Annotated in this window: 26 protein-coding genes; 12 read left to right on the forward strand and 14 right to left on the reverse strand. The window is 64.5% G+C overall.

The genetic code is table 11. The annotated features are described in order from the left end of the window. Positions 1-7 precede the first annotated feature (7 nt). The 6 genes from ruvA to fabI form a co-directional block, all read right to left on the reverse strand. Positions 8-622 (reverse strand): Holliday junction branch migration protein RuvA, encoded by a 615-nt coding sequence (gene ruvA, locus ACM9HJ_RS09355; RefSeq protein ID WP_416571450.1) that lies wholly within the window; start codon positions 620-622, stop codon positions 8-10. After that, positions 619-1,056 carry a type II toxin-antitoxin system VapC family toxin gene (locus ACM9HJ_RS09360; protein ID WP_416571451.1) on the reverse strand — a complete coding sequence of 146 codons (438 nt, stop codon included), beginning with the start codon at positions 1,054-1,056 and terminating at the stop codon, positions 619-621. Before ACM9HJ_RS09360 ends, ruvA begins: the two co-directional genes overlap by 4 nt. Continuing rightward, positions 1,053-1,313 (reverse strand): type II toxin-antitoxin system VapB family antitoxin, encoded by a 261-nt coding sequence (locus tag ACM9HJ_RS09365; RefSeq protein ID WP_416571452.1) that lies wholly within the window; start codon positions 1,311-1,313, stop codon positions 1,053-1,055. The genes ACM9HJ_RS09360 and ACM9HJ_RS09365 overlap by 4 nt, the downstream gene beginning before the upstream one ends. Positions 1,314-1,410: 97 nt before the next feature. Further along, positions 1,411-1,938: a crossover junction endodeoxyribonuclease RuvC gene (gene ruvC, locus ACM9HJ_RS09370; protein WP_416571453.1), complete on the reverse strand. Its 528-nt coding sequence runs from the start codon at positions 1,936-1,938 to the stop codon at positions 1,411-1,413. 32 nt (positions 1,939-1,970) lie between these two features. Next, the gene (locus ACM9HJ_RS09375) at positions 1,971-2,723 is read right to left on the reverse strand and encodes a YebC/PmpR family DNA-binding transcriptional regulator (protein ID WP_416571454.1); all 753 of its coding nucleotides are present in this window, start codon (positions 2,721-2,723) and stop codon (positions 1,971-1,973) included. A gap of 87 nt (positions 2,724-2,810) precedes the next feature. After that, a complete protein-coding gene (gene fabI / locus ACM9HJ_RS09380; protein ID WP_416571455.1) occupies positions 2,811-3,581 on the reverse strand; it encodes an enoyl-ACP reductase FabI in 771 nt (256 codons plus the stop codon). Between the two features lie 219 nt (positions 3,582-3,800). Here fabI and ACM9HJ_RS09385 point away from each other — a divergent pair, with 219 nt between their 5' ends. Further along, positions 3,801-4,919, forward strand: coding sequence for a hypothetical protein (locus ACM9HJ_RS09385; protein WP_416571456.1), 1,119 nt, complete (start codon positions 3,801-3,803; stop codon positions 4,917-4,919). A gap of 55 nt (positions 4,920-4,974) precedes the next feature. Here the strand turns inward: ACM9HJ_RS09385 and ACM9HJ_RS09390 are convergent, their stop codons facing one another. From ACM9HJ_RS09390 to ACM9HJ_RS09400, 3 genes are all read right to left on the reverse strand, one after another. Continuing rightward, a complete protein-coding gene (locus tag ACM9HJ_RS09390; protein ID WP_416571457.1) occupies positions 4,975-5,937 on the reverse strand; it encodes a ribonucleotide-diphosphate reductase subunit beta in 963 nt (320 codons plus the stop codon). 376 nt (positions 5,938-6,313) lie between these two features. Continuing rightward, the gene (locus ACM9HJ_RS09395; protein ID WP_416571458.1) at positions 6,314-9,328 is read right to left on the reverse strand and encodes a transglycosylase domain-containing protein; all 3,015 of its coding nucleotides are present in this window, start codon (positions 9,326-9,328) and stop codon (positions 6,314-6,316) included. Between the two features lie 110 nt (positions 9,329-9,438). Next, positions 9,439-9,876: a GtrA family protein gene (locus ACM9HJ_RS09400; RefSeq protein ID WP_416571459.1), complete on the reverse strand. Its 438-nt coding sequence runs from the start codon at positions 9,874-9,876 to the stop codon at positions 9,439-9,441. 100 nt (positions 9,877-9,976) lie between these two features. Here ACM9HJ_RS09400 and ACM9HJ_RS09405 point away from each other — a divergent pair, with 100 nt between their 5' ends. The 8 genes from ACM9HJ_RS09405 to ACM9HJ_RS09440 all read left to right on the forward strand — a co-directional run bounded on the left by ACM9HJ_RS09405 (position 9,977) and on the right by ACM9HJ_RS09440 (position 17,648). Next, entirely contained in the window at positions 9,977-10,990 is a 1,014-nt protein-coding gene (locus ACM9HJ_RS09405) for a class I SAM-dependent methyltransferase (protein WP_416571460.1), read from the forward strand. A gap of 93 nt (positions 10,991-11,083) precedes the next feature. Next, positions 11,084-11,923: a hypothetical protein gene (locus ACM9HJ_RS09410; RefSeq protein ID WP_416571461.1), complete on the forward strand. Its 840-nt coding sequence runs from the start codon at positions 11,084-11,086 to the stop codon at positions 11,921-11,923. A gap of 69 nt (positions 11,924-11,992) precedes the next feature. Further along, positions 11,993-12,838: a diaminopimelate epimerase gene (gene dapF, locus ACM9HJ_RS09415; protein WP_416571462.1), complete on the forward strand. Its 846-nt coding sequence runs from the start codon at positions 11,993-11,995 to the stop codon at positions 12,836-12,838. A gap of 137 nt (positions 12,839-12,975) precedes the next feature. Beyond that, entirely contained in the window at positions 12,976-14,172 is a 1,197-nt protein-coding gene (gene mtaB / locus ACM9HJ_RS09420) for a tRNA (N(6)-L-threonylcarbamoyladenosine(37)-C(2))-methylthiotransferase MtaB (RefSeq protein ID WP_416571710.1), read from the forward strand. After that, positions 14,172-15,320, forward strand: coding sequence for a signal recognition particle-docking protein FtsY (ftsY, locus tag ACM9HJ_RS09425; protein ID WP_416571463.1), 1,149 nt, complete (start codon positions 14,172-14,174; stop codon positions 15,318-15,320). The genes mtaB and ftsY overlap by 1 nt, the downstream gene beginning before the upstream one ends. Positions 15,321-15,383: 63 nt before the next feature. Further along, a complete protein-coding gene (locus tag ACM9HJ_RS09430) occupies positions 15,384-15,809 on the forward strand; it encodes a Uma2 family endonuclease (protein ID WP_416571464.1) in 426 nt (141 codons plus the stop codon). Between the two features lie 15 nt (positions 15,810-15,824). Next, complete coding sequence (locus tag ACM9HJ_RS09435; protein WP_416571465.1) at positions 15,825-16,016, forward strand: hypothetical protein; 192 nt, start codon at positions 15,825-15,827, stop codon at positions 16,014-16,016. 120 nt (positions 16,017-16,136) lie between these two features. Beyond that, complete coding sequence (locus ACM9HJ_RS09440) at positions 16,137-17,648, forward strand: AMP nucleosidase (protein ID WP_416571466.1); 1,512 nt, start codon at positions 16,137-16,139, stop codon at positions 17,646-17,648. Positions 17,649-17,670: 22 nt separating this feature from the next. On the opposite strand, the gene ACM9HJ_RS09445 is transcribed toward ACM9HJ_RS09440, so the two are convergent. Beyond that, on the reverse strand, positions 17,671-18,435 hold the full coding sequence (locus ACM9HJ_RS09445) for a TlyA family RNA methyltransferase (protein WP_416571467.1): 765 nt from the start codon (positions 18,433-18,435) through the stop codon (positions 17,671-17,673). Between the two features lie 63 nt (positions 18,436-18,498). Between ACM9HJ_RS09445 and ACM9HJ_RS09450 the strand changes: the two genes are divergently transcribed. Continuing rightward, a complete protein-coding gene (locus ACM9HJ_RS09450; RefSeq protein WP_416571468.1) occupies positions 18,499-18,636 on the forward strand; it encodes an entericidin A/B family lipoprotein in 138 nt (45 codons plus the stop codon). Between the two features lie 117 nt (positions 18,637-18,753). On the opposite strand, the gene ACM9HJ_RS09455 is transcribed toward ACM9HJ_RS09450, so the two are convergent. The 4 genes from ACM9HJ_RS09455 to ACM9HJ_RS09470 form a co-directional block, all read right to left on the reverse strand. Further along, positions 18,754-19,458 (reverse strand): pseudouridine synthase, encoded by a 705-nt coding sequence (locus tag ACM9HJ_RS09455; RefSeq protein WP_416571469.1) that lies wholly within the window; start codon positions 19,456-19,458, stop codon positions 18,754-18,756. Positions 19,459-19,530: 72 nt separating this feature from the next. After that, positions 19,531-21,207 (reverse strand): energy-dependent translational throttle protein EttA, encoded by a 1,677-nt coding sequence (ettA, locus tag ACM9HJ_RS09460; protein ID WP_416571470.1) that lies wholly within the window; start codon positions 21,205-21,207, stop codon positions 19,531-19,533. A gap of 83 nt (positions 21,208-21,290) precedes the next feature. Beyond that, a complete protein-coding gene (locus tag ACM9HJ_RS09465; RefSeq protein ID WP_416571471.1) occupies positions 21,291-21,698 on the reverse strand; it encodes a type II toxin-antitoxin system VapC family toxin in 408 nt (135 codons plus the stop codon). After that, a complete protein-coding gene (locus tag ACM9HJ_RS09470; protein WP_416571472.1) occupies positions 21,695-21,958 on the reverse strand; it encodes a type II toxin-antitoxin system Phd/YefM family antitoxin in 264 nt (87 codons plus the stop codon). The genes ACM9HJ_RS09465 and ACM9HJ_RS09470 overlap by 4 nt, the downstream gene beginning before the upstream one ends. Before the next feature lie 220 nt (positions 21,959-22,178). On the opposite strand from ACM9HJ_RS09470, the gene ACM9HJ_RS09475 reads away from it, so the two are divergent. Both ACM9HJ_RS09475 and ACM9HJ_RS09480 read left to right on the forward strand, forming a co-directional pair. Then, positions 22,179-22,511: a hypothetical protein gene (locus ACM9HJ_RS09475; RefSeq protein ID WP_416571473.1), complete on the forward strand. Its 333-nt coding sequence runs from the start codon at positions 22,179-22,181 to the stop codon at positions 22,509-22,511. Between the two features lie 2 nt (positions 22,512-22,513). After that, the gene (locus ACM9HJ_RS09480) at positions 22,514-22,993 is read left to right on the forward strand and encodes a hypothetical protein (protein ID WP_416571474.1); all 480 of its coding nucleotides are present in this window, start codon (positions 22,514-22,516) and stop codon (positions 22,991-22,993) included. The last annotated feature ends 144 nt before the right edge of the window (positions 22,994-23,137 follow it).

A 23,137-nucleotide genomic window follows, 5' to 3' on the forward strand; every position in this document is an offset into this window, starting at 1 on the left:
GTCCGGCTCACTGGCTCAGTTCCTTCAGGCCGGCCCGGATCAGGGCGGAGACATCAGCCTCGCCACCCAGGGTCTGGGCGGCCTTGTTCACGGCCGTGAAGGCCTCGATCCGCTTGTATCCCAGATTGACCAGAGCCGACACCGCATCACCGACGGAAGAACTGACGGCGGGTTGTGCCGCCGCCTGGGTTTGGCTTGCCGCCACGGGCGTGGTGGCGAGCGTGGCCACCTTATCCTTCAATTCGTTCAAAATTCGGGCGGCCAGCTTCGGCCCGACGCCATCCGCCTCGCACAGGGTGGTCTTGTCCTGGGCGGCAATGGCGCTGGTCAGCCGGTCGGGCGCCAGCACCGACAGGATGTTGAGCGCCACGCGCGCCCCCACCCCCTGCACCGTGGTCAGCAGGCGGAACCAGTCACGCTCAGTAATGTCGGCAAAGCCGTAGAGCGCCATCTTGTCCTCCGACACCCACATCTCGGTATGGACGGAGACGGCGTTCCCGGTGCTGCCCAGCCGGCGCAGGGTGCGGGTGGAGGCAGAGATCAGATACCCGACCCCGGCCACATCGATGATGGCCCAATCCAGGCCCGTGCTATCCAGCAGCCCGGACAATTTCGCGATCATTGGCTCACTCCCGCCTCCGGCACCAGCAAAGGCAGGGCCGCGACGATGTCGGTATGGATGAAATCCTTGCCCTTGAACAGCAGCGGGGCGTTCAAGGTGCGGGCCAGCGCATAGGCGGCACAGTCGCACAGGTTCAACTGGGCCGGATGGCCACCCCCCTTGCCGAACTGGCGATAGGCCTCGAACGCAGTATCCGATTGCGTGCCGTCAAAGCCATGCACCGCAACCGGATAGAGGGAGAGCATGCGGTTGAAGCGCGCCACCAATTGCTCCCCCACCCGTCGCATCAGCACCGTCTGCGCCTCGAACACGTTGACGGCCGACATGGCGAGCGCCGGTGCCACGCTCATGGCGTGGGTATAGGTATCAGCATCCGGCTCCGCCAGCAAAATGGCCATCAACGCCGAACTGTCGACAATGATCGGCGCGTTCAATCGAACGTTCCCCGCTCGTTATAGCCAATGATCTCATCAGGAGAGCGGGGGTCCAGCACGGGGGCAGACTGGATTTCCTTGATGATGGCGTTGATTTCCGCCCAGCGCGCCTCCTCGGCGCGCGCCTCGGCCTGTGACAGCCTTTCCAGCCGCTCCCGCACGGCCGTATGCATCGCCTCCGTCAGGCTCTCGCCTGTCAGTTCGGCCAGGCGGCGGACGTCCTTCTCCGCCTCCGGGGATTTGATGTTGAGCGCCATGGGACGGCCCTTTCTTCCTCAGCGGGAAGAATTCTACACCATATGAACAAATCAGCAACATATGGCGGAAGCACAGGTGCCGATTTCGGCTTGGCACCTACCGCCGGATCCCCAGGACCGCATCGCCCACCTTGCGCCGCGTCTGGGCGTGGTGGGCGTGGCAAATGGCGACGGCCAGGGCGTCGGCGGCGTCGGCGGTGGAGCGCTGGAAACCGGGCAGCAGCATCTTGACCATGTGCTGCACCTGCTTCTTGTCGGCATGGCCGGTACCGACGACGGATTTCTTCACGGCCATGGGCAGGTACTGTTCCACCGGCAGCCCGGCCTTGGCGGCACTGAACAGGGCGATGCCGCGGGCCATGCCCAGCTTCAGGGTGGAGGAAGGATTGACGTTGGACAGCGTCTCTTCCACCGCCGCCTCGTCGGGCTGCCATTGCGCGATGACGGCGGCGATGCCCTCATGCAGTTCCAGCAAACGCATGGCCAGATCATCGGCACTGTCGGTATTGATCGTGCCGTCGGCCACATGGCTCAGCCGATTGCCGGCGACGTCGATCACACCCCAGCCCAAATGCCGCAAGCCGGGGTCGAGCCCCAGGATACGCACGGGTGTTTGCCCCGCCATCCCTCAGCCCTCCCCCCAGTTCGGCCTGATACTTAACCCAGCTTTTCCAACAGATCGGCCGGAATGTCGAAATTGCCCAGCACCGTCTGGACATCGTCATTGTCTTCCAGCACGTCCAGCAGCTTCAGCAGCGTCTGGGCCGTATCCTCCGCCGTGACCGGCAGCAGGTTCAGCGGCGTCCAGGTCAGCTTCGCACTTTCCGGCGCACCGAACCGGGCTTCCAGCGCGTCGCGCACCTCGCCCAACGTGTCGGTGCCGGTGATGATGGCGTGGCCGCTCTCATCGGACTGCACATCCTCGGCCCCGGCCTCGATGGCGGCTTCCAGCATGTCGTCGGCGGATGCCGCACTGGCCGGGTAGGTCACCTGGCCGATGCGGTTGAACATGAAGGAAACGGAGTTGGTTTCACCCAGCGAGCCGCCATGCTTGGTGAAGGCGGAGCGCACTTCTGATGCCGTGCGGTTGCGGTTGTCGGTCAGCGCCTCGACGATCAGGGCGACGCCGCCTGGGCCATAGCCCTCGTACCGCACCTCGTCATAGTTGGTATCGTCGGCGCTGCCGGGGATCCCCATTTTGATGGCCCGGTCGATGCGGTCCTTGGGCAGGTTCTGGGCGCGGCCAGCCTGGATGGCGGCGCGCAGGCGCGGGTTCATGGCCGGGTCGGGCAGGCCCGACTTCGCGGCGACGGTGATTTCGCGCGCCAGCTTGTTGAAAATCTTCGACCGCTTGGCGTCCTGCGCGCCCTTGCGATGCATGATGTTCTTGAATTGGCTATGACCGGCCATGGGGTGACGCCTTACCGTATCGTTTTGATATATGGGCTGAAACTGCGGCTTGATACCATATATCCGGCCCTTTGGGCACCCCTTGCCCTAACCGACGATGGAATACCCCCCGTCGATATATTCGATGCCGCCGGTCACGGCCTTGGCACCGTCGCTGGCCAGGAAGGCGGCATAGGCGCCGACATCATCGATCGTCACTTGGTTGCGGATGGGCGCCCGTTCGGCGGCGCGGACCAGCAATTCATCGAACCGGTCGATGCCACTGGCCGCACGGGTCTTCAAGGGTCCCGGCGACAGGCTGTGGACGCGGATACCTTTCGGCCCCAGCTCGGCCGCCAGATAGCGGGTGGTGGCCTCCAGCGCCGCCTTCACCGGGCCCATCAGGTTGTAATGCTCCACCACCTTTTCCGAGCCGTAGAAGCTGACATTCATCAGGCAGCCGCCATCGGGCATCAGCGGTTCGGCCAGCTTGGCCATGCGGATGAAGGAATGGACGGATACGTCCATGGCGGTCAGGAACCCCTCCCGGCTGCTGTCCACGACGCGGGCATGCAGGTCCTCGCGCGGGGCAAAGGCGATGGAATGCAGCAAAAAATCCAGCCGACCCCAATGCGCCGCGATCTTCGCGAACACGGCCTCCAGTTCCCCCGGCTCCCGCACGTCGCAGGGCAGGAACAGCGGCGCTCCCAGTTCGTCCGCCAGGGGACGGACATGCGGCACCGCCTTTTCGTTCAGGTAAGTCACAGCCAGATCGGCACCCTGGGCACGGAAGGCCTTGGCACAGCCATAGGCGATGGAAGCGCCATTGGCGATGCCGATGACAAGACCACGCTTGCCGGAGAGATCGAACAGACCCATGTCCCACCTTCTTTTCGCATTGCACAAGGGCGCCAGGGTGCGGTTTAAGCCGCCCCCGATCAACCCCATATGCGTGTGGCCATAACCCGGACGAACCCGCCTGTAACTGACCTGTATCAAGGTGGAACCCCGAAAAGCCCGCGCCGGTGGCCCTTGGCCGCCCGCAATCGTGGCGCAATCATGGCAGACCCGATGGTACCCGTAAGGCAGTGTCCCTGAATGTTCACCCACTTCCTGATCATTGCCGCCGCGGCGCTGATCCTGACCGGTCCGGCCCAGGCGGGGGCCGAATTCCGGTCGGGCAACGAGGTGCGGCTTTACACCCCTTTGCCCGATGATCTGGTCGCGGCCGGCTGTTCGGTGTCCATCGACGCACCGGTGGATGGCGACATCCTGGGTACGGGTTTCGACGTGCGGATCATGGCACCGGTCGGCGGCGATGCGGTGTTTGCCGCCTTCGACCTGACGATGAAGGGGCCGGTTCGGGGCGATCTGATGGCGGCGGCCTTCGATCTCACGCTCAACGGCGATGTTGCGGGTGATGCCGCCCTGACGGGTGCGGAGATCAATCTGCACAAGGGCGCCCATGTGGCCGGCGATCTGCGGGCCGACGCCAAGGAACTGACCCTGTCCGGACAGGTGGATGGCGATGCCGTCCTGACCGGCAACCGCGTGGTTGTCGAAGGCCGGATCATGGGCGATCTGGAGGTCGCGGCGAACATTCTGGAGTTACGGCCGGGGGCGGAAATCCTGGGCGACCTGCGCCATACCGGACCGCAATCGGTGACGGTGCCCGACGGTGTGCATGTCGGCGGCACCGTTCGATACCACTATCAAAGCCAGGTGAGCGACGGTCCCACCCTGCTGGGCACGCTGGGCAAGGCCCTGGCCCTGTTCCTGCTGGGTGCCGGCGTGCTGTGGCTGCTGCCGGGTCCGGTGACCCGCGCGGCCGATGCCATGGGCCGGCACCCGATCCGTCACCTGCTGCTGGGTGCTTCCATCCTGCTGTTCTCACCGATGCTGCTGGCCCTGCTGATGGTCAGCGTCATCGGTATCCCGCTGGGATTGCTGCTTCTGGGCCTGTGGCTGCTCTGCGTGCCGCTGGGCATCGCGGTGACCGGGTTCGGTCTGGCGCTTGCCATCCGCCGCGGCCCTGCCCGGTCGGGAACGGAAGCCGCGGCCCTGATGCGCCGCTATGCTCTCGCGGTCCTGGCCCTGGCGCTGGTTTCGCTGATGCCCATGGCCGGGGTCGCCGTTCTGGCACTGGCGGCCTCATTGGGGTTGGGGGCTCTGGCCGAAAGCCTGCTGCGCGGGCGCGGGAAATTGGCCACCGGCTGAAACAGAAAGGGCCCGCCGTCACCGGCAGGCCCTTTCCCATTTCAATCGCGGACCATCAATCGCCGAACGCCTCTTCCCAGCTGCCCTTGGTGGCGGCCTTGGAATATTCGGTGGCGCGGTTCTCGAAGAAGTTGGTGTGTTCCACCCCGTTCAGGATGGCATCCATCCAGGGCAGCGGGTTCTTCTCCGTCTGGTAGATCGGGTCGAGGCCCAACTGCACCAGGCGGCGGTCGGCGATGTAGCGGATGTATTTCTTCACATCCTCGCCTTCCATGCCCCTCACCGCACCCATCTCGAACGCCAGATCGATGAAGGCGTCCTCGTGATGCACGATGGTGCGGCAGGCCTCGTACAATTCCTCCTGGAAGGCGGGCGTCCAGACCTCGGGATTTTCGCTGATGAAGGTCTTGAACAGCTGGATGATCGACTGGGTATGCAGGCTCTCGTCACGCACCGACCAGGTGACGATCTGGCCCATGCCCTTCATCTTCCCGAAGCGGGGGAAGTTCATCAGGATGGCGAAGCTGGCGAACAGCTGCAGGCCCTCGGTAAAGGCGCCGAACACGGCCAGGGTCTTGGCGATGTCGGGTTTGCTGTCGACGTTGAAATTCTGCATGTAGTCGTACTTGTCCTTCATCTCCTTGTAATGGAGGAAGGCGGAGTATTCGACTTCGGGGATGCCGATCGTATCCAGCAGATGGCTGTAGGCCGCGATATGCACCGTCTCCATGGCGGAGAAGGCGGCCAGCATCATGCAGACCTCGGTCGGCTGGAACACGCGGCTGTAATGGCGCATGTAGCAGTTATTCACCTCGACATCGGCCTGGGTGAAGAACCGAAAAATCTGCGTCAGCAGGTTCCGCTCGCCGTCCGACAGGTTGTTGCGCCAATCCTTGACGTCATCGGCCAGCGGCACTTCCTCCGGCAGCCAGTGGATGCGCTGCTGCGTCAGCCAGGCCTCGTAGGCCCAGGGATAACGGAAGGGCTTGTAGACGGGATTGGGCGTCAACAGGGACATGGCACCGACACTAGATGTAGGGGGTGGATGCCGCACCCTAGCACAATGGGCGGCGGTGGGAAGCTGAAATGCCTGTGGATGGATTGTGGATGACGGGGGTGGGCACAGAACTGTGCCTCGTGGCTATAACGAAGGAACAGGTCGTACGGGACAGCGTTCCTTTATCGGATACAGCACAAGTCCGAGCTTGCCAGCCTCTTGCATGGCAGCGATCAAAAGCGCCCCGCTGCGAACGCTTGATCGTCCATGCTCTCGCTGAACGGGATTTGGTTCATCTCGAATAGATGCTTCGCTGCGATCAGGCTGAGACACGATCCACTCCCCAAACGGGCCGTCACTCCGAATCCAAACATTATAGCCCAGCAGTGTCGAAAACCTACCGGCCCCGCTCCGCCGTCTGCGTATCGGCATTCATCAGCGGGTTCAGCGCTGGGGCCAATATCTTCAGCAACTGCGCCGGCAGGGCCGAGGTGAAGCGGTATTCCGCCGCCTCCGGCCCATGGACATGGGCGGTGATCACGCCGAAGAACCGGTCGCCGATATAGAACACGAAGGTGGCCGTGCGGTTGACCACACGGCTTTCCAGCACCACCCCGCCGGGGCCATAGCGTTCGAACCGGTGGTCGCCCGTGCCGGTCTTGCCGCCCACGGCGATCTCCTGCCCGTCCTGTCCGGTGAAGGCGCCCTTCACGCGCCGGGCGGTACCGTTATCCACGATGTCGCGCAGATGGCGGCGAACGACACGGGCCACTTCCGGTGCCATCACCTGCTCCGCCCCGTCCAGCAGGCGCGACGGCACGAAGCTGGTCTCATACGGCGTGCCCGACGCGAAATGCAGCCGACCGACGCGCAGGGTGGGCAGGCGCACGCCGTCATTCAGGATGATGCCCATCAGTTCCGCCAGCGCGCCGGGCCGGTCGGCGGAACTGCCGATGGCGGTGGCATAGCTGGCCAGCAGGCTGCCGAACGGATAGCCCAGCCGCGTCCATTCCTCATGGATGCGGTTGAACGCCTCCTCCTCCAGCACGATGCCGATGCGCGTGTCCTGGGCGCGCTTGGAGCGGGAGGAGAACAGCCACTTATAGCTCTCCTGGCGGGGCGCGCTGCTGTCCTTCAGCATGTCGCCGCGCTGCGGCCGGCGGCTGTCCTGCAGATAGGAGACCAGCCACAGTTCCAGCGGATGTACGCCGGCAATATAGCCACGGTCGTTCAGGGACCAGTTGTCGGGCGCATAGCGATCATAAAGCGCCTTCACCTGTGCCTCGGGCGGCCCACCCGCCGGTAAATGCCGGTTCAGGAACAGGGTCAGGTCCTCCACCGGCGCGTTTGGCAGGGCGGAGCGGAACACCACCGACAGCCGGTCGGGCACCGGCCGGATGCGCTTGGCCAGCTTGTCCAGCGCCGCCTCCGGCTCCAGCCCCTTATAGTCGGACCAGAACTTGTTCAGATACGCACTGCCCTCCTGATCGGCGAACTGTGCCAGATAGGTGCGGCGGGCCGGATGGCGCGGATCGTCCATCAAATCGTCGCGGCTGTCCGGCCCCTCCGCCACGTAATGGTTCACGATGTCCCGCATGATGCGGATGAAGACCAGATTGATGGAATGGCGGAACGCCTCCGCCACGGTCACGATGCGGCCATCATCCTTGTCATCGAAATTGCCGAAACTGTGCAGACCGCCGCCGGTGAAGAAGCGTTCGCCCGGACTGGCGGAATATTGCCGCTCCATCGCCTGATCCAGGATGCCGGCGATGCCGATGCCGGGCTGTGCCGCCATGGTCCGCAATACCCATTGCGACAGCCGGTCCGGCGCCTCCATCGCCGCCGCTTCCAGCTCGTAAGATTCGCGAGTGATATAGCGGTCATGCAGCTTGGCCACGATCTCCAGATATGTGACCAGCGTGCGCAGCTTGGCCGTGGAGCCCAGGTCCAGCTTGGCGCCTTCGTTCAAATCCAGCGGCTGGGGCAGTGTGTCGACCTGCACCCGCACCAGATTGGCATCGGCGGTGCGTTCGAACAGGGTGACGGAATAGACGATGCGGCCCGGATCGGCATTGTTCAGCAGCCGTTCGCCAACCAGTCCCAGGGCCGCGGCCTGCGCCGGATCGGCCAGCTTCTTCAGCGTGTCGGTCACCCGCATCTGCGTCGGCTGGTCCAGCGTCGTGTCCACGGCCAGGTCCAGCCGGTCCAGCGCATAGAGGCTGGGCACGCCCAGCATGCCCAGCAGGCGGGCGCGAATGGCGTTGGTGGCCTTCTGCTCGACAAAGCTGGGTTCCGGCACGGGCGGCGGTTCGGCGCGGAAGCGGAGCGGGAAGAAGCGGGCAGCATCAGCCAGCGGGGCGGGCACCACACCCGCCTTCTCCAGCAGGCTGAGATGGCTGTTGGCCAGATCGTTCAGCGCCTTGCGCCCGTTCGGCCCCAGATAGGCGGTGGGCCGTCGCTGCGCCAGCAGCAGGCTCAACACCTGCTTATAGACGACGGCCTGGACCTGCAGGTCCTCCTCATTCTTCGGCTGGGAGCGCAAGATACGATTGGCCACCATGAAATCTGTGCCGTACCAGGCCCAGAGCCCGTCCCCCAGCCCGTTCACCTCCCCCACCCCCGGCCGCGCGGAAAGCGGTGTGGAGTTCAGGTAGTCCACCACGATCTGATGGCGGGCCCGCGTCGTCTCCGCCCCGCCCTTATAGGCGCGTACCGAGGCCGACATCATCTGGCGCAGCTTCTCCACGCCGCTGCCGGTGCGCCCCTCCGGTGAATGGCGGTATTTCTCGATCTGGGTGGCCAGAGTGGAGCCACCGGCGCGCGGGCTGTCCGGATCGATCAGCTTCAACGGGATATTGACCAGGGCAAGCGCGAACCGGTCCCATTCCACCGCCGGATTGCGGTTGGGGAAGGTCGTGTCCAGCAATTCCCGATTCTCGATGAATAGCAGCGTATCGGCCACCAGCTTCGGCACCTCGTTGAAGCCGGCGTAGATACGTTCGGGATAACGGGCGTCGAACAGCGGGTTCCCCATCTGGTCGCGGATGGACAGGCCGCCCGAGGTCTTTTCCTGGTACGGCGCGAAACCGCCAAATTCCATGTAATCGCGCAAGGAAGGGGTTGGCCGTGCCTGCAGATCCACGCGGTAATCGGCGGCCAGCAGCCGTTCCACGAAACTGGGCAGACTGGCATAGCCCAGCCGCGCATCATAAGGGCCGGAGCCTGGGAAGCGGATATCGGGATTGGGGCCGGGTTCGACCTTCCAACCCAGATCACGGCCATAGCGGGCCAACACTTCGGACTGGAACGCCGATGTCCGCGCCTCCTGCCAAAGGGCGGCACCGGCACCCGCCACCAGCGCCAGGGTCATGCCCCAGGTCATCCAGCGATAGAACCGTGCCGACGCCATGCCCCGAAAAACTCCCCACCCCTTTGTTGTTAAGGCATCCATAGCATGGGCCAAGGCAGGCTTTCCATGCGGGTGGTGGTCTCTAACCCTAATGGATGTGCCCGGTCACATCAGGCATTGCGGAAGACGAGTTTCTTCGACAAGACAAAGTTGAAAACCAGGCCCGAAACACTGCCCGCCGCCACCCCGGCATAGGGCAGCAGGACCGTAAGCGTCTCCGGCCACAGGCCGATGGCGTCGATCACCCAGGGTCCGACATTCAGCACCAGCACATAGACACCATAGTTCACCAAAGCCCCCACGGCGTTGGCCGCCAGGAACCGCGCCCATTGCCGGATGGCACCGCGGCGGCTGACACCCGTGAAGGTGTATCGCCGGTTCATGTACCAGGTGAAGGTCGCCGCCATCAGATAGGAGAAGACGCGCCCGCCATAGGGGTCCAGCCCCAACAGATGCAGGGCCACGGCCAGCGCCGCCATATCGACAAACAGGCCGCCGACACCGATCAGGGCGAAGGTCGCGAACTGGCGGGAAACAGGCTTGGTCATGATGGGCGGCGGTCCGTGACGTCTGCCCCCTGCCTACACCCTTTCGCATCGGCGGTCACGCCACTCGACAGGGGGCGTGTGATGGGATAGGCGTTGGCCCATGTCGATCGCCAAAGCCATCCACCACCCGTTCGCATCCTCCCTGCTGCCCCTGCCCGCCAGCGGCTTCATCCTGAATGTCCAGGCCGACAGCGAATTGCCGCCGGCCCTGCGCGCTTTCACCTGCGTCACCGGCTTCAAGCCCGCCCACGATACGCTGACCAAGGCCGGGTTCCGCGTGGTGCAGGAACTGCCCGAGGGGGACTGGCAGGCCGGCCTGTGCATGATGACCAAGCACAAGGCCGAAAGCCTGGCCAGCATCGCTCGGGCCTGGGCAGCCCTGCCCGTGGGCGGGCTGCTGGTCTGCTGCGGCGACAATGACACCGGCGTGACCAGCCTGATGAAGGCGGTGAAGGATACGTTCGGGGAGGTCGAAAGCCTGTCGAAATACCACGCCCGGACCTTTTGGCTGCGCAAGGGCGACAGGCCGGCACCGGCTATCCTGGCCGACTGGCAGGCTGGCGGTGCCGTGCGACCGGTGGCGGCCACGGGCTTCACGGCCGGTCCCGGCATGCATGGCTGGAACAAGATCGATACAGGTTCCCGCCTGCTGGCCGCCCAGTTCCCCGGTGCGATCCGGGGCCGGGTGGCCGATCTGGGTGCCGGCTGGGGCTATCTGTCGGCCGAACTGCTGCGCGCCGCCCCAGGCCGGATCACTGGCCTGGACCTGTACGAAGCGGATGCGGCGTCGCTGGCGGCGGCGGCGGTGAACGTGGCGCCGCTGGCCGGTGAAACGGTGTTGAAGTACCATTGGGCCGACGTGACGGCGGGCCTGCCGCGCGGCCGGTTCGACTGGGTCATCACCAACCCGCCCTTCCATGCCGGCAAGGCCACCGACGTGACCCTGGGCACGCAGTTCATCACCCGCGCGGCCGAGGCACTGGGTAGCGGCGGCACCATGCTGCTGGTCGCCAACAAGCACCTGCCCTATGAGGCGGTGGTGGAAAAGCATTTCAAGTCCCGCCGCACAGTGGCGGAGGCGGATGGGTTCAAGGTGATCGAGGGGAAGCGCTGAGAGAAGGAGGCTCTGATGCGGTTGGGATTGGTGATGCTCCTAGCCCTTGCCTTATCGGCCCTCGGCCTCCAAGGCGCATATGCAACGACCCGCATGATCATCATCGAAGAGCCTGAGCTGATCCTATCTGCCAACGGCCGGTTCCACCTGACCGTCACCAACATCTGCACACCCGCTCCGTCGGAATATGACCACTTCCAGGACAGGCCGCAACGTCCTGTCAGCGAAGCACAGTACAAGCCACGATGCGCCACGGCCGGGGTCGTCTATGTCGCAGAATTCGCGGCACTGAATGATGATGGATCCTGGCGCATCCTGTGGTCCAGGCCATTGCCCGAAGGCTCCCCCGCCGCTGGCTGGGTGATTGATGATCAAGGACGCTTCCTGGTTGTCAACTGGCGGGTGGGTCCGGGCATGATTGACAGGCTCATGGTCTTCAGCGGGGCGGGCGACCTGCTGCACAATCACGATCTGGCGACCACCCTGTCCGGGGCCGGCCTTTTCTGGCTGTACAGCGAATATGAGCGCGATTACTGGTCCGGCAGCGCACGTTTCAGCGACGACGGGCTTTCATTGCGGTTCACATTGAGGGTACGCGGTGGACCGACATGGCTGAATCAGCCCGCCGATGCGCAGGCCACCCTGTCGCTGGCCGATGGTCAGCTTACGGCAACCGACCTGAACCAGTGGCATCCGTTCCGTCAGGAACTGGACTGTGCGCGTATGGTACGGCGCGCCGAAATAACTGCCTCCGACCCGCAAATCGAATGGGATGATCAGGGGCACGGCAAATGGGTGAACAATTCCGCCCCGGAGCGAATGTGGAACAGGATCACCACGCGACTGTCGGCCGATACAGCACCAGTCAAGGCGAACATCCTTTTCCGGCTTGGGATTTCCTGCGGCAAACGCCCATTCGTCGCCCCGCCGTGACGCCCCTGCATCCCCGCCCCGTCCCCACCGCCGTTTACGCCTTGCCCGCACGGGCTTATATATGCCCGCATGACGATACCGTTTTTGAAGATGCATGGGCTGGGCAATGACTTCGTGGTCATTGATGCCCGCAAGACCCCCGTCCCCCTGACGGCGACGCAGGTGGTTGCCATTGGCGACCGGCGGCGCGGGGTGGGTTTCGACCAGTTGATCCTGATCGAGCCGCCCCAGGACAAGGCGGCCGACATCTTCATGCGCATCCTGAACCCCGACGGCAGCGAGGCCGGGGCCTGTGGCAACGCCACGCGCTGCGTCGCTTCCCTGGTTGGCAAGGGGTTGGGCGGGGATGCGCTGGTCATCCAGACCATTTCCGGCCTGCTGGATTGCCGCCTGCACGAAGACGGTACCGTCACCGTGGATATGGGCCCGGCCCGGCTGGACTGGCAGCAGATCCCGGTGGCGGAGGCTTGCGACACACTGCACCTGCCCCCCATCGCCGGGCCGTTGGGTGATGGTGTCGGCGTCAATATGGGCAACCCGCATGCCGTGCATTTCGTGCCGGATGCCGAGGCCGTGGACCTGGAAACCTGGGGCCCGCAGCTGGAACGCCACGCCTTCTTTCCCGACCGCGCCAATATCGAGGTGGCCAGCGTCACCGGCCCCTCATCCGTGCGCATGCGGGTGTGGGAACGCGGGGCCGGCATCACCCAGGCCTGCGGGTCGGGGGCCTGCGCCGTGGGCGTGGCCGCCATCCGTCGGGGACTGGTCGAGGGCCGCCGCGTCGCCGTCACCCTGGATGGCGGCGTCCTGACGATCGAATGGCGCAAGGACGGGCATGTCCTGATGACCGGACCGGTCGCCACCTCCTTCGCTGGTCATCTCGGCCCCGACCTCTTGGGCGGAGAAGCCCTGTGAGCGTCGAGACGGCCCTGGCCGATGCCGAACATGTGCATGAACATGGCGAAGGCGGCCCGCCCGAGGTGACGGGCGGGGCCGGGGAACCGACGCTGGTTACGTTCGGCTGCCGCCTGAATGCGTATGAGTCCGAAGTGATGCGCACCCATGCGCGACAGGCCGGGCTGGACGATGTCGTCATCGTCAATACCTGCGCCGTGACGGCGGAGGCCGAACGTCAGGCCCGCCAGACCATCCGTCGCCTGCGCCGCGAGCGGCCGGGATCGAAGATCATCGTCACCGGCTGCGCCGCCCAGGTCAGCCCGGAGAAGTTCGCCGCCATGGGCGAGGTCGACCATGTGCTAGGCAATGACGCCAAGCTGACCGCCGCCCCCTGGGTGGAATTCGGCGGGGCGAATGCCGAGCGTGTCGTCGTCAACGACATCATGAGCGTGAAGGAAACCGCCGGCCACCTGATCCAGGGGATGGAGGGCCGGGCCCGCGCCTTCGTGCAGGTGCAAAACGGCTGCGACCATCGCTGCACCTTCTGCATCATCCCCTATGGCCGCGGCAATTCCCGCTCCGTGCCGATGGGAGAGATCGTCCAGCAGGTCCGCGCCCTGGTCGAGGCCGGCTATAACGAGGTCGTGCTGACCGGGGTGGACGTCACCTCCTATGGCGCCGACCTGCCGGGCACGCCGTCGCTGGGCCAGATGGTCCGCCGCCTGCTGGCCCTGGTGCCCGACCTGCCGCGGCTGCGCCTGTCGTCGTTGGACGCGGTGGAGATGGATGATGATCTCTGGCGGCTGGTGGCGGAAGAGCCGCGCCTGATGCCGCACCTGCACCTGTCGCTCCAGGCCGGCGACGACATGATCCTGAAGCGCATGAAGCGCCGCCATCTGCGCGGTGACGCCATTGCCTTTGCCGACAAGGCGCGCGCTTTACGCCCCGACATGGTGTTCGGCGCCGACATCATCGCCGGCTTCCCGACCGAAACCGATGCCATGTTCCAGAACAGCCTGGACATCGTCGAACAATGCGGCCTGACCTGGCTGCATGTCTTTCCCTACAGCCCCCGTCCCGGCACGCCGGCCGCCAAGATGCCCCAGGTTCCCGGCCCGGTCCGCAAGGAACGCGCCGCCCGTCTGCGCGCCACCGGCGAGGCGCAGGTGGCCCGCTATCTGGCGACCCAGGTTGGTCATTCCGCCAACGTATTGATCGAGCGCAAGGGCCTGGGCCGCAATGAGGGCTTTGCCGAGATCATCGTCCCGGATCATTATGAGACCGGAACGATCATCCGCTGCACCATCACCGGCGTGGCCGGCACGCAACTGACCGCACGAGTCCCCGACTGATGTTGAACTGGTTCAAGAAGAAGCCGGCCGCCACCCCGGAAGCCCCGGAGCCGCAAGCCGAGCTGGTCGTCACGCCCGAACCGATCGTCGAAGCCGTTCTCCCGACGGAAATGGTCGAGCTTGTGGTGGAGCCGGTTCCAGTTGAACACACAGCGGAGGAACCGCCCCCCGCCATCATCGAGCCGGCCCCCGTGGTCGAGGCACTGCCCGAGTTGGAGGACAGGCCGGAACGCAAGAGCTGGTTCTCCCGCCTGAAGGACGGCCTGTCCAAGTCCACCGGCCGCCTGACCGAGGGCATCACCGGCATCTTCACCAAGAAGAAGCTCGATGACGAGGCGCTGGAGGAGTTGGAGGAACTGCTGATCCGGGCCGACCTGGGCCCGGTCACCGCCGCCCGCCTGACCGCCGGCCTGGCCAAGACCCGCTTCGGCAAGGAGGTTTCGGCCGAAGAGGTGAAGGATTACCTCGCCACCGAAGTGCAGAAGATCGTGGAGCCGGTGGCCCAGCCACTGGTCATCGATCCCACCAAGAAGCCGCATGTCATCCTGCTGGTCGGTGTGAACGGCACCGGCAAGACCACCACCATCGGCAAGCTGGCCCGCCAATTCCGCGATGAGGGCAAGAATGTCTGGCTGGCCGCCGGCGACACATTCCGCGCCGCCGCTGTCGCGCAGCTCAAGGTCTGGGGCGAGCGTACCGGCTGCCCCGTGGTCGCCCGCGACACCGGGGCCGATGCGGCAGGGCTGGCCTTCGACGCCATCCAGCAGGCCACCCAAGCCGGTGCCGACGTGCTGCTGATCGACACTGCCGGCCGGTTGCAGAACAAGGCCGGGCTGATGGAGGAACTGCGCAAGATCGTGCGCGTGATCAAGAAGATCAATCCCGAGGCCCCGCACACCACCCTGCTGACGCTGGACGCCACCACCGGCCAGAACGCCCACAGCCAGATCGAGGTGTTCAAGGACATGGTGTCCATCAACGGCCTGGTCCTGACCAAGCTGGACGGGTCGGCCCGCGGCGGTGTGCTGGTGGCGCTGGCGGAGAAGTTCAAGCTGCCGGTGCATGCCATCGGTGTGGGCGAAGGCGTCTACGACCTGCGGCCGTTCGAGGCCAAGGGGTTCGCACGGGCCCTGGTGGGGCTGGAATAGGCGTTACGCCTATTTCCGTCGTTGTCGTATAATGCGACCCGGTCATTGACGGGTGGCACTAACATGAACGTAGCCCTTGAAGAGGCGGACGACGCCGATTGGCCCGGCTTTGACATTGCGAAGCCGCCTCCAGCCCATGTCGATGCCTTCCTGGATTGGCTGCCCTTCGCCCCCATTGGCCGTTGGGAATTGTTCGACGGGCAAGCCCGCTGCATGTCCCCTGCCAGCCCCACCCATGGCGCGACCCAGGGAAACGTGGCGGGCGAAATCCATGCCCATCTGCGCAAGACCGGCTCCCCTTGCCGGGTGCTGACTGAGGCACCTGTGGTGCCCCATATCGAAAGCGACACCAATCTGCGTGTCCCCGATATCCTGGTCACCTGCACGCCGGACAAGCGTGGTCAGAAGGTGGTTAGCGATCCGGTGCTGATCGTGGGAATTCTCTCACCCCACAATGCCGGCCGCACGCACGCCAATGTCTGGGCCTAAACCAGCATCCCGTCGGTGAAGGAAATCCTTGTCCTGCAATCGGACCAGGCAGGGGCCAAGCTGTTCCGGCGCGATGATGCCGGCCAATGGACCACACCTGCCAAGCGCATCACGCGCAGCGGCAAGCTGGTCTTGAAATCCATCGGCCTCAGCCTGCCGCTTATAGCGTTCTATGCGCAAACCTGGATCGCCAACGGCAAAGCCTGACGGCACCACTGTGCCCTTCCGGCAACCATCCGCCCCCATCCTGAAACCGTCAAAAATCCCCCCTTCCCAACCCCCCCTCCCTGGCGCATAAAGAAGTGCAAACTCATAGGAGCTTGCACAGTGATTTCATCCAACAATTCGACCGTTGACCCGTCGGTGGAAAGCTTCCCCGACGCCGATAGTGCTTATGCCCGCGTCCGGGCGCTTTATGACGAAGCCGTTGAATATCTGCGCGGCCGCTTTTCGGCCTTCGCCCGGGGCGAGGATCTGGGCGGGCGCGTGCGCGCCTGCTACCCCTTCATCCAGGTCCGCATCGACAGCGAACCCCGTGTCGACAGCCGTCTGGCCTATGGCTTTGTCCATGGCATGGGCACGTTCCGCACCACCATCACCCGGCCCGACCTGTTCGACCATTATCTTCACCATCAGCTGAGCCTGCTGGTGAAGAACCATGGCGTGCCGCTTGAGGTGGGTGTCAGCGACAGCCCCATTCCCATCCAGTTCGCCTTCCCGGAAGGCATGCATGTCGAAGGCGACCTGACGCCGGAGCGGCTGTACCAGCTCCGCGACTATTTCGACCTGCCCGATCTGGTCTATATGGATGACAGCATCGTCAATGGCACGCATGTCACGCCGCCCGGCGCGCCCCGTCCGCTGGCTTTGTTCACCGCCCCGCGCGTCGATTACAGCCTGCACCGGCTGAAGCACTACACGGCGACCAAGCCCGACCATTTCCAGAACTACGTGCTGTTCACGAACTACCAGTTCTATATCGACGAGTTCGTGCGCCGTGGGCTGGAGATCATGGAGCCGTCGGACGATCCGGCCACCCAGGCCTATCGCCGCCAGTATAAATGCTTCATCGAACCGGGCGACCATATCACCTGGAACCAGGCCACCCATCCCGGCAAGGAGGCCACGGGCCAGAAGGTGGCGCGCCTGCCGCAGATGCCGGCCTATCACCTGAAGCGCAAGGACGGCAACGGCATCACCATCGTCAATATCGGCGTCGGGCCGTCCAACGCCAAGACGATCAGCGACCATATCGCCGTGCTGCGCCCGCATGTCTGGCTGATGCTGGGCCATTGTGCCGGCCTGCGCGACACCCAGAAGCTGGGCGACTATGCCCTGGCCCATGGCTATGTCCGCGACGACAAGGTGCTGGATGCCGACCTGCCCACCTGGGTTCCCGTCCCGGCGCTGGCCGAGGTGCAGGTGGCGCTGGAGGATGCGGTGGAGGAGGTTACCGGCCTGTCGGGCTGGGAGCTGAAATCGATCATGCGCACCGGCACGGTCGCCACCATCGACAACCGCAACTGGGAACTGCGCGACCATAGCGAGCCGGTGCAGCGGTTCAGCCAGTCGCGCGCCATCGCACTGGACATGGAATCGGCGACGGTCGCCGCCAACGGGTTCCGTTTCAGGGTTCCCTACGGTACCTTGCTCTGCGTGTCGGACAAGCCGCTGCATGGCGAGATCAAGCTGCCCGGCATGGCCAACCATTTCTACCGCGCCCGCGTGGACCAGCATCTGGCCATCGGCATGCGCGCCATGGAAATGATGCGCGACACCGGCCTTGAGCGCCTGCACAGCCGCAAGCTGCGCAGCTTCGCCGAGGCGGCATTCCAGTAAATCGGATCAGGCGGGCGGGATATCACCCCTCCCGCCGCCCCCCAATCAGGAATTCCTTGTTCCCCTCCGGCCCCGTGATAGGGCTTTCGACCACACCCAGCACCGTCCAGCCCGGCTGGCCCGCCAGCCACGCCTGGATACGGTCGCAGACCTCCTGGTGCAGCTCCGGTTCGCGCACCACGCCGCCCTTGCCGACGCGGCCCTTACCCACCTCGAACTGCGGCTTGATCAGTGCCACCAGGTAGGCACCGGGTTTGGTCAGGGCCATGGCGGCCGGCAGCACCGTCTCCAGCCCGATGAAGCTGGCATCGCAGACCACGATATCGACAGGATCAGGGATGATCTCGGCCGTCAGGTGCCTTGCATTGGTCTTTTCCAGCACCACGACCCGCTGATCCTCACGGATCTTCCAGGCCAGTTGCCCATGCCCGACATCCACGGCATAGACCTTGGCGGCGCCGCGCGTCAGCAGCACGTCGGTGAAACCGCCCGTGGAGGCGCCGACATCGATGCCGGTGAAACCCGTCGGGTCGATCCCGAACTGGTCCAGCCCCTTGACCAGTTTCAGCCCACCGCGGCTGACCCAGGGATGGTCCTGGCCCTTGACCACCAGCAACTGGCTCCCAGGCACCGTGTCTCCGGCCTTGTCGATGCGGCGCGTGTCGGCATAGACCAGACCGGCCAGGATCAATGCCTGGGCCTTGGACCGGCTTTCGGCCAACCCACGATCGACCAAAGCCTGATCGACCCTGACTTTCGGCTCTTTAACTTTTGGCGGCTTGGACATCTTGGCCCGCTTTGCGATAATGGGTTAACCGGAACAGGTAGTTCCAGAACAACGGATAAGATCATGAAGCGCGCTCTGACCCTCGTCACCCTTGCCATTGCCGCCCTGTCGCTTTCCGCCTGCAACACCGTCGAAGGTGTGGGCAAGGATATCAAGAGTGCGGGCAAGGCCATCGAAGGCAGCGCCAACGGCGCCAAGTAATACCAGAACCCAGCTCGCGGGTTCTGGTATTCGGCGGCGACTGCCGCCGCGCGCCACATGGCGCGTGAGCCAAGTCGCCGGATGGCGACGCCGGCGACTGAGGACAGGCATTGGTCTTCAAGCGGCCTTGAATATGGACGCGATTTCGGTCGCGTCCAGCAACCGCCATTCGCCCTCTTCCAGATCGCCCAGGGTCAGGCCGCCGATGGAGACGCGGTGCAACGTCTCGACATGATTGCCCACGGCGGCGAACATGCGGCGGATCTGGTGATAGCGCCCCTCGCGAATGGTGAGCCGGGCACGCCGCTCGCCCAGCACCTCCAGCGTGGCCGGTAATAACGGCGTCTTCTCCGATTTCAGCATCATGGTACCCGACGCGAACACAGCCGCCTCTTCCCCCGTCAGCGGCCTTGCCAGTTCCGCCTCGTACACCTTGGGCACATCGGCCTTGGGCGAGATGATGCGGTGGAGCAGCTGGCCGTCATCGGTCAGCAGCAGCAGGCCGGTTGTATCCCGGTCCAGCCGGCCGACGGGGGCGATGATCGGGTTGCGATATTCGAACCGCTCGGGCAGCAGCTCATAGACGACGCGGCCGGGATCGGAAGTGGAGCAGGTATAGCCCGCCGGCTTGTGCAGCATCAGCACCGAACCCTGGGCCGGGTCCAACCCCTCCCCGTCGATGTGGATATCGGCGTGATCGGCCTTGTCGCCATCGGACAGGATGGTGCCGTCGGCCAGGGTCACCCGGCCTTCCTTCAACAGCATCTTCACGTCGCGCTGGCTGCCATAGCCCAGATTGGCGATGAGGCGGACAAGGCGCATCAGGCAAACCCTTGAAAAGAGATTGGGGCCGGAGATTGCTCCCCGGCCCCATTACAGCGAATTTCGCCCGGATCAGCGTTCCAGCGGCTTGTACTTGATGCGGTGCGGCTGATCGGCCTCGGCACCCAAACGGCGGCGCTTGTCGGCCTCATAGTCAGCGTAGTTGCCCTCGAACCACACCACTTGGCTGTCACCCTCGAAGGCCAGGATATGGGTGGCCAGACGGTCCAGGAACCAGCGATCGTGCGAGATGACCACGGCGCAACCGGGGAAGGTGGTCAGCGCCTCTTCCAGGGCGCGCAGCGTTTCGACGTCCAGATCGTTGGTCGGTTCGTCGAGCAGCAGGACATTGGCGCCGGACTTCAGCATTTTGGCCAGATGCACGCGGTTGCGCTCACCGCCCGACAGCTGACCGACCTTCTTCTGCTGGTCGGCGCCACGGAAATTGAAGGCCGAGACATAGGCGCGGGACGGCATGGACTTCTTGCCCAGCTCGATCACGTCCAGACCGCCGGAGATTTCCTCCCAGACGTTCTTCTTGTCGTTCAGGGCGTCGCGGCTCTGATCGACATAGCCCAGCTGCACCGTCTCGCCCACGCGGAAAGCGCCGCCATCGGGCTGCTCCGACCCGGTGATCATGCGGAACAGGGTGGTCTTACCGGCGCCGTTGGGGCCGATGATGCCGACAATGCCGCCGGGCGGCAGGCGGAAGGACAGGTCATCCACCAGCAGCCGGTCGCCGAAGCCCTTGCGCAGGTTCTCCGCTTCGATGACCAGATTGCCCAGGCGTGGCGGCGTCGGGATGACGATGCGCGTCTCGCCGATGGCTTCCTTCTGGTTGGCGGATGCCAGCAATTCCTCGTAAGCCTGGATACGGGCCTTGGACTTGGCCTGGCGGGCCTTGGGCGAGGCGCGAACCCATTCCAGTTCCTGGGCCAGGCTCTTCTGCTTGGCGCCCTCTTCCCGGCTTTCCTGCTCCAGACGCTTCTGCTTCTGTTCCAGCCAGGCGGAGTAATTGCCCTCGTACGGGATGCCCGAACCGCGATCCAGTTCCAGGATCCAGCCCGTGACGGCATCCAGGAAGTAGCGATCGTGGGTGACCATCACCACGGTGCCCGGATAATCGGCCAGGAAGCGCTGCAGCCAGGCCACGCTCTCCGCATCCAGATGGTTGGTCGGTTCGTCCAGCAGCAGCATGTCGGGCTTGGACAGCAGCAGCTTACAGAGCGCCACGCGGCGCTTCTCACCGCCCGACAGCTTGTCCACGGCGGCGTCGCCGGCCGGGCAGCGCAGCGCGTCCATGGCGATCTCGACCGTGCGGTCCAGGTCCCAGGCGTCGGCGGCGTCGATCTTCTCCTGCAGCTCGGCCTGTTCGGCCATCAGCGCGTCGAAATCGGCGTCGGGATCGGCCATGGCCTCCGACACCGCATTGAACCGGTCCAGCAGCGCCTTGGTGGGACCGACACCCTCCATGACATTGTCCCAGACATTCTTGTCCGGGTTCAGCTGCGGCTCCTGCGGCAGATAGCCGACCTTCACGCCCTCGGCCGACCAAGCCTCGCCATTATAATCCTTGTCCAGCCCCGCCATGATCTTCAGCAGGGTCGACTTACCCGACCCGTTCACGCCAAGCACGCCGATCTTGGCGCCGGGATAGAAGCTGAGCCAGATATTCTCGAACACCTTCTTGCCGCCGGGATAGACCTTGGTCACACCCTTCATCACATAGACATATTGATAAGCGGCCATGGCGGCATCCTTCGCAAAAGGCGGTCTGGAAAATGGTTGCGGGCCTTGTACCCCAGCGGGCGGCGGGGCGCAATCGGGTGGGGTTAGAACAGGGGCACAGAGAGGGAGCGCGCGGCGGCGATGATCTCCCTGTCATATGTTGCCACCGGCACACCCAAGCGCATCGCCAATGCCAGATATGAGGCATCATAACCGGTGAGGTTGTGCTTGGCCGCCAAGTCAGCCACTTGCCGCCATAAATCGGGTTCTGTCGGCAGATCAAATTGTATCGGCATCCGTTGGAACTGCGCCAAAGCCTGGAGCCGATATGATGGCTCTACACGTCGCCGGCGTTCTGCCGCCAACAGGGCGTTCATGATTTCATATTTCAACAGCACCGGCGCGAACGCCCCATCATAGGATAGGCGGTCCAGCAGATGCAAAGTCCTGTCATCCGGCTCATCGGGCAAAAGGAACGACATCAGCACCGAACTGTCGATCACAAAGCTCACCGACGCCCCTCATCCCGCAACTGCCGCCTTTCTTCATCCGTGAAAGGTGCGATCCCCGCCAAGCGGGCACGCTCCCGCATTTGTAGATAGAGGTCCTTCCAACTGATGGCAGCCTCCGGTGGCGGCTCCGGCTCAACCGGCGACACCCGCGCCACGGGGCGGCCATGATCGGTGATCACCGTCTCTTCCCCCTTGCGGGCACGGTCGATCAGCCGCGCAAACTGCGCCTCTGCCTCCGCGGTCGAAAGCTGTTCTTCCATGCAGCACCTCCGGCATTCCGGTCATCAAAATATGGACCTGTTTGGCGTGAGCGCAAAGGGGCTCTGCAATGACCGGAACGGAGCTGGTGAACCGATAACGCCGAATGGGGCCGTTGTACAGCCCATCGGCCCTCCCTGCCGCCTATCCCAATTCCTTCGCGCCAAACCTGCCAAAATCCTGTAACATCCTGTCCTAGTGCCACATCCCAGGGAGCCACGCATGGGTATGTTCGACTTCCTGAAGGTGGATGTCATCGAGAAGGTAAAGGTGCCGAAATATACCGCGCACCTGAATATCGATGGCAAGGAACTGACCGTCGCCAATCTGGGCGTCAACAGCGTCACCGTGTCCGGGGCCAAGCTGAAGGTCGGGCAGTCGGTCACCTTCGACCTGAACCTGAAGGACCCCAAGCAGAACCTGCGGCTGAAGGGTGCGGGCACCGTTGCCTCGGTGGACAAGAAGGCCGGGACCAAGATCAATTTCACCAGCCTGCCGGAAGAGAGCAAGAAGGCCGTCGCCCTGTTCCTGGCCCGGTTCGCCATCACCCGCTGATCATGACCCGCCGCTTGCCGATATCGGGCCTTGCCCTGGCCTGCCTGCTGCTCACCGCCCCCGCCCTGGCCGACCGTCCCGCCCCGGCACAGCCCAACCACGGCCGTGGATTCGGCAAGCTGCCCTGGCAGAGCTGGACAGACCCCGCCATCGCCAAGCCCCGGCCCGCACCCCAGCGGCGCGACCGCATCGTCTATGCCTTCGATGCCCCATCGCGCGGGCTGCTGACGGTCAATCTGGAACTGTCGAAACTCTGCCGGGCCAGACAGTTCAGCCAGTTGATCAACCTGCATTACCGCGCCTTCGGGTCCGAGGAGCGTCCCTGGGGCGTGGCCTATGGGCGCATGGCGGTGAACCTGTTCGACCCCAATCACAAGCGTGACGAGGGGCTGGTCTATTTCTTCAAGGGCCAGGAAACCACCAACTGCACCGTCTACACGGCGCGACAGGACGATCTGCGTGGCTTCTATATCGGGCCGTGACAGGCGATAGCGCTCACCATCTTTTGCATCCCGCCCGACGCATCCCAGCGCCCCAAGCTCGGCACTTCAATTCCCGGTCCGACCCCTCTATATAGGCGCCTCAGCCGGGCGTCCCCCGCACCCATTGTGGAGCGGGGGGCGTTT

Source organism: Niveispirillum sp. KHB5.9, assembly GCF_048066115.1.
Taxonomy (GTDB): domain Bacteria; phylum Pseudomonadota; class Alphaproteobacteria; order Azospirillales; family Azospirillaceae; genus Niveispirillum.

Excerpts from the sequence above, each read along its gene's own strand:
- ACM9HJ_RS09405 (WP_416571460.1), top strand. The coding sequence starts at position 9,977 with ATGTCGATCGCCAAAGCCATCCACCACCCGTTCGCATCCTCCCTGCTG.
- ACM9HJ_RS09385 (WP_416571456.1), top strand. The coding sequence starts at position 3,801 with ATGTTCACCCACTTCCTGATCATTGCCGCCGCGGCGCTGATCCTGACC.
- ACM9HJ_RS09375 (WP_416571454.1), bottom strand. The coding sequence starts at position 2,723 with ATGGCCGGTCATAGCCAATTCAAGAACATCATGCATCGCAAGGGCGCG.
- ACM9HJ_RS09475 (WP_416571473.1), top strand. The coding sequence starts at position 22,179 with ATGGGTATGTTCGACTTCCTGAAGGTGGATGTCATCGAGAAGGTAAAG.
- ettA (WP_416571470.1), bottom strand. The coding sequence starts at position 21,207 with ATGGCCGCTTATCAATATGTCTATGTGATGAAGGGTGTGACCAAGGTC.
- fabI (WP_416571455.1), bottom strand. The coding sequence starts at position 3,581 with ATGGGTCTGTTCGATCTCTCCGGCAAGCGTGGTCTTGTCATCGGCATC.
- ACM9HJ_RS09410 (WP_416571461.1), top strand. The coding sequence starts at position 11,084 with ATGATCATCATCGAAGAGCCTGAGCTGATCCTATCTGCCAACGGCCGG.
- ACM9HJ_RS09445 (WP_416571467.1), bottom strand. The coding sequence starts at position 18,435 with ATGTCCAAGCCGCCAAAAGTTAAAGAGCCGAAAGTCAGGGTCGATCAG.
- ACM9HJ_RS09450 (WP_416571468.1), top strand. The coding sequence starts at position 18,499 with ATGAAGCGCGCTCTGACCCTCGTCACCCTTGCCATTGCCGCCCTGTCG.
- dapF (WP_416571462.1), top strand. The coding sequence starts at position 11,993 with ATGACGATACCGTTTTTGAAGATGCATGGGCTGGGCAATGACTTCGTG.
- ACM9HJ_RS09365 (WP_416571452.1), bottom strand. The coding sequence starts at position 1,313 with ATGGCGCTCAACATCAAATCCCCGGAGGCGGAGAAGGACGTCCGCCGC.
- ACM9HJ_RS09430 (WP_416571464.1), top strand. The coding sequence starts at position 15,384 with ATGAACGTAGCCCTTGAAGAGGCGGACGACGCCGATTGGCCCGGCTTT.
- ACM9HJ_RS09400 (WP_416571459.1), bottom strand. The coding sequence starts at position 9,876 with ATGACCAAGCCTGTTTCCCGCCAGTTCGCGACCTTCGCCCTGATCGGT.
- ACM9HJ_RS09390 (WP_416571457.1), bottom strand. The coding sequence starts at position 5,937 with ATGTCCCTGTTGACGCCCAATCCCGTCTACAAGCCCTTCCGTTATCCC.
- ruvC (WP_416571453.1), bottom strand. The coding sequence starts at position 1,938 with ATGGCGGGGCAAACACCCGTGCGTATCCTGGGGCTCGACCCCGGCTTG.
- ACM9HJ_RS09480 (WP_416571474.1), top strand. The coding sequence starts at position 22,514 with ATGACCCGCCGCTTGCCGATATCGGGCCTTGCCCTGGCCTGCCTGCTG.
- ruvA (WP_416571450.1), bottom strand. The coding sequence starts at position 622 with ATGATCGCGAAATTGTCCGGGCTGCTGGATAGCACGGGCCTGGATTGG.
- ACM9HJ_RS09470 (WP_416571472.1), bottom strand. The coding sequence starts at position 21,958 with ATGGAAGAACAGCTTTCGACCGCGGAGGCAGAGGCGCAGTTTGCGCGG.
- ftsY (WP_416571463.1), top strand. The coding sequence starts at position 14,172 with ATGTTGAACTGGTTCAAGAAGAAGCCGGCCGCCACCCCGGAAGCCCCG.
- ACM9HJ_RS09455 (WP_416571469.1), bottom strand. The coding sequence starts at position 19,458 with ATGCGCCTTGTCCGCCTCATCGCCAATCTGGGCTATGGCAGCCAGCGC.
- ACM9HJ_RS09395 (WP_416571458.1), bottom strand. The coding sequence starts at position 9,328 with ATGGCGTCGGCACGGTTCTATCGCTGGATGACCTGGGGCATGACCCTG.
- mtaB (WP_416571710.1), top strand. The coding sequence starts at position 12,976 with ATGCGCACCCATGCGCGACAGGCCGGGCTGGACGATGTCGTCATCGTC.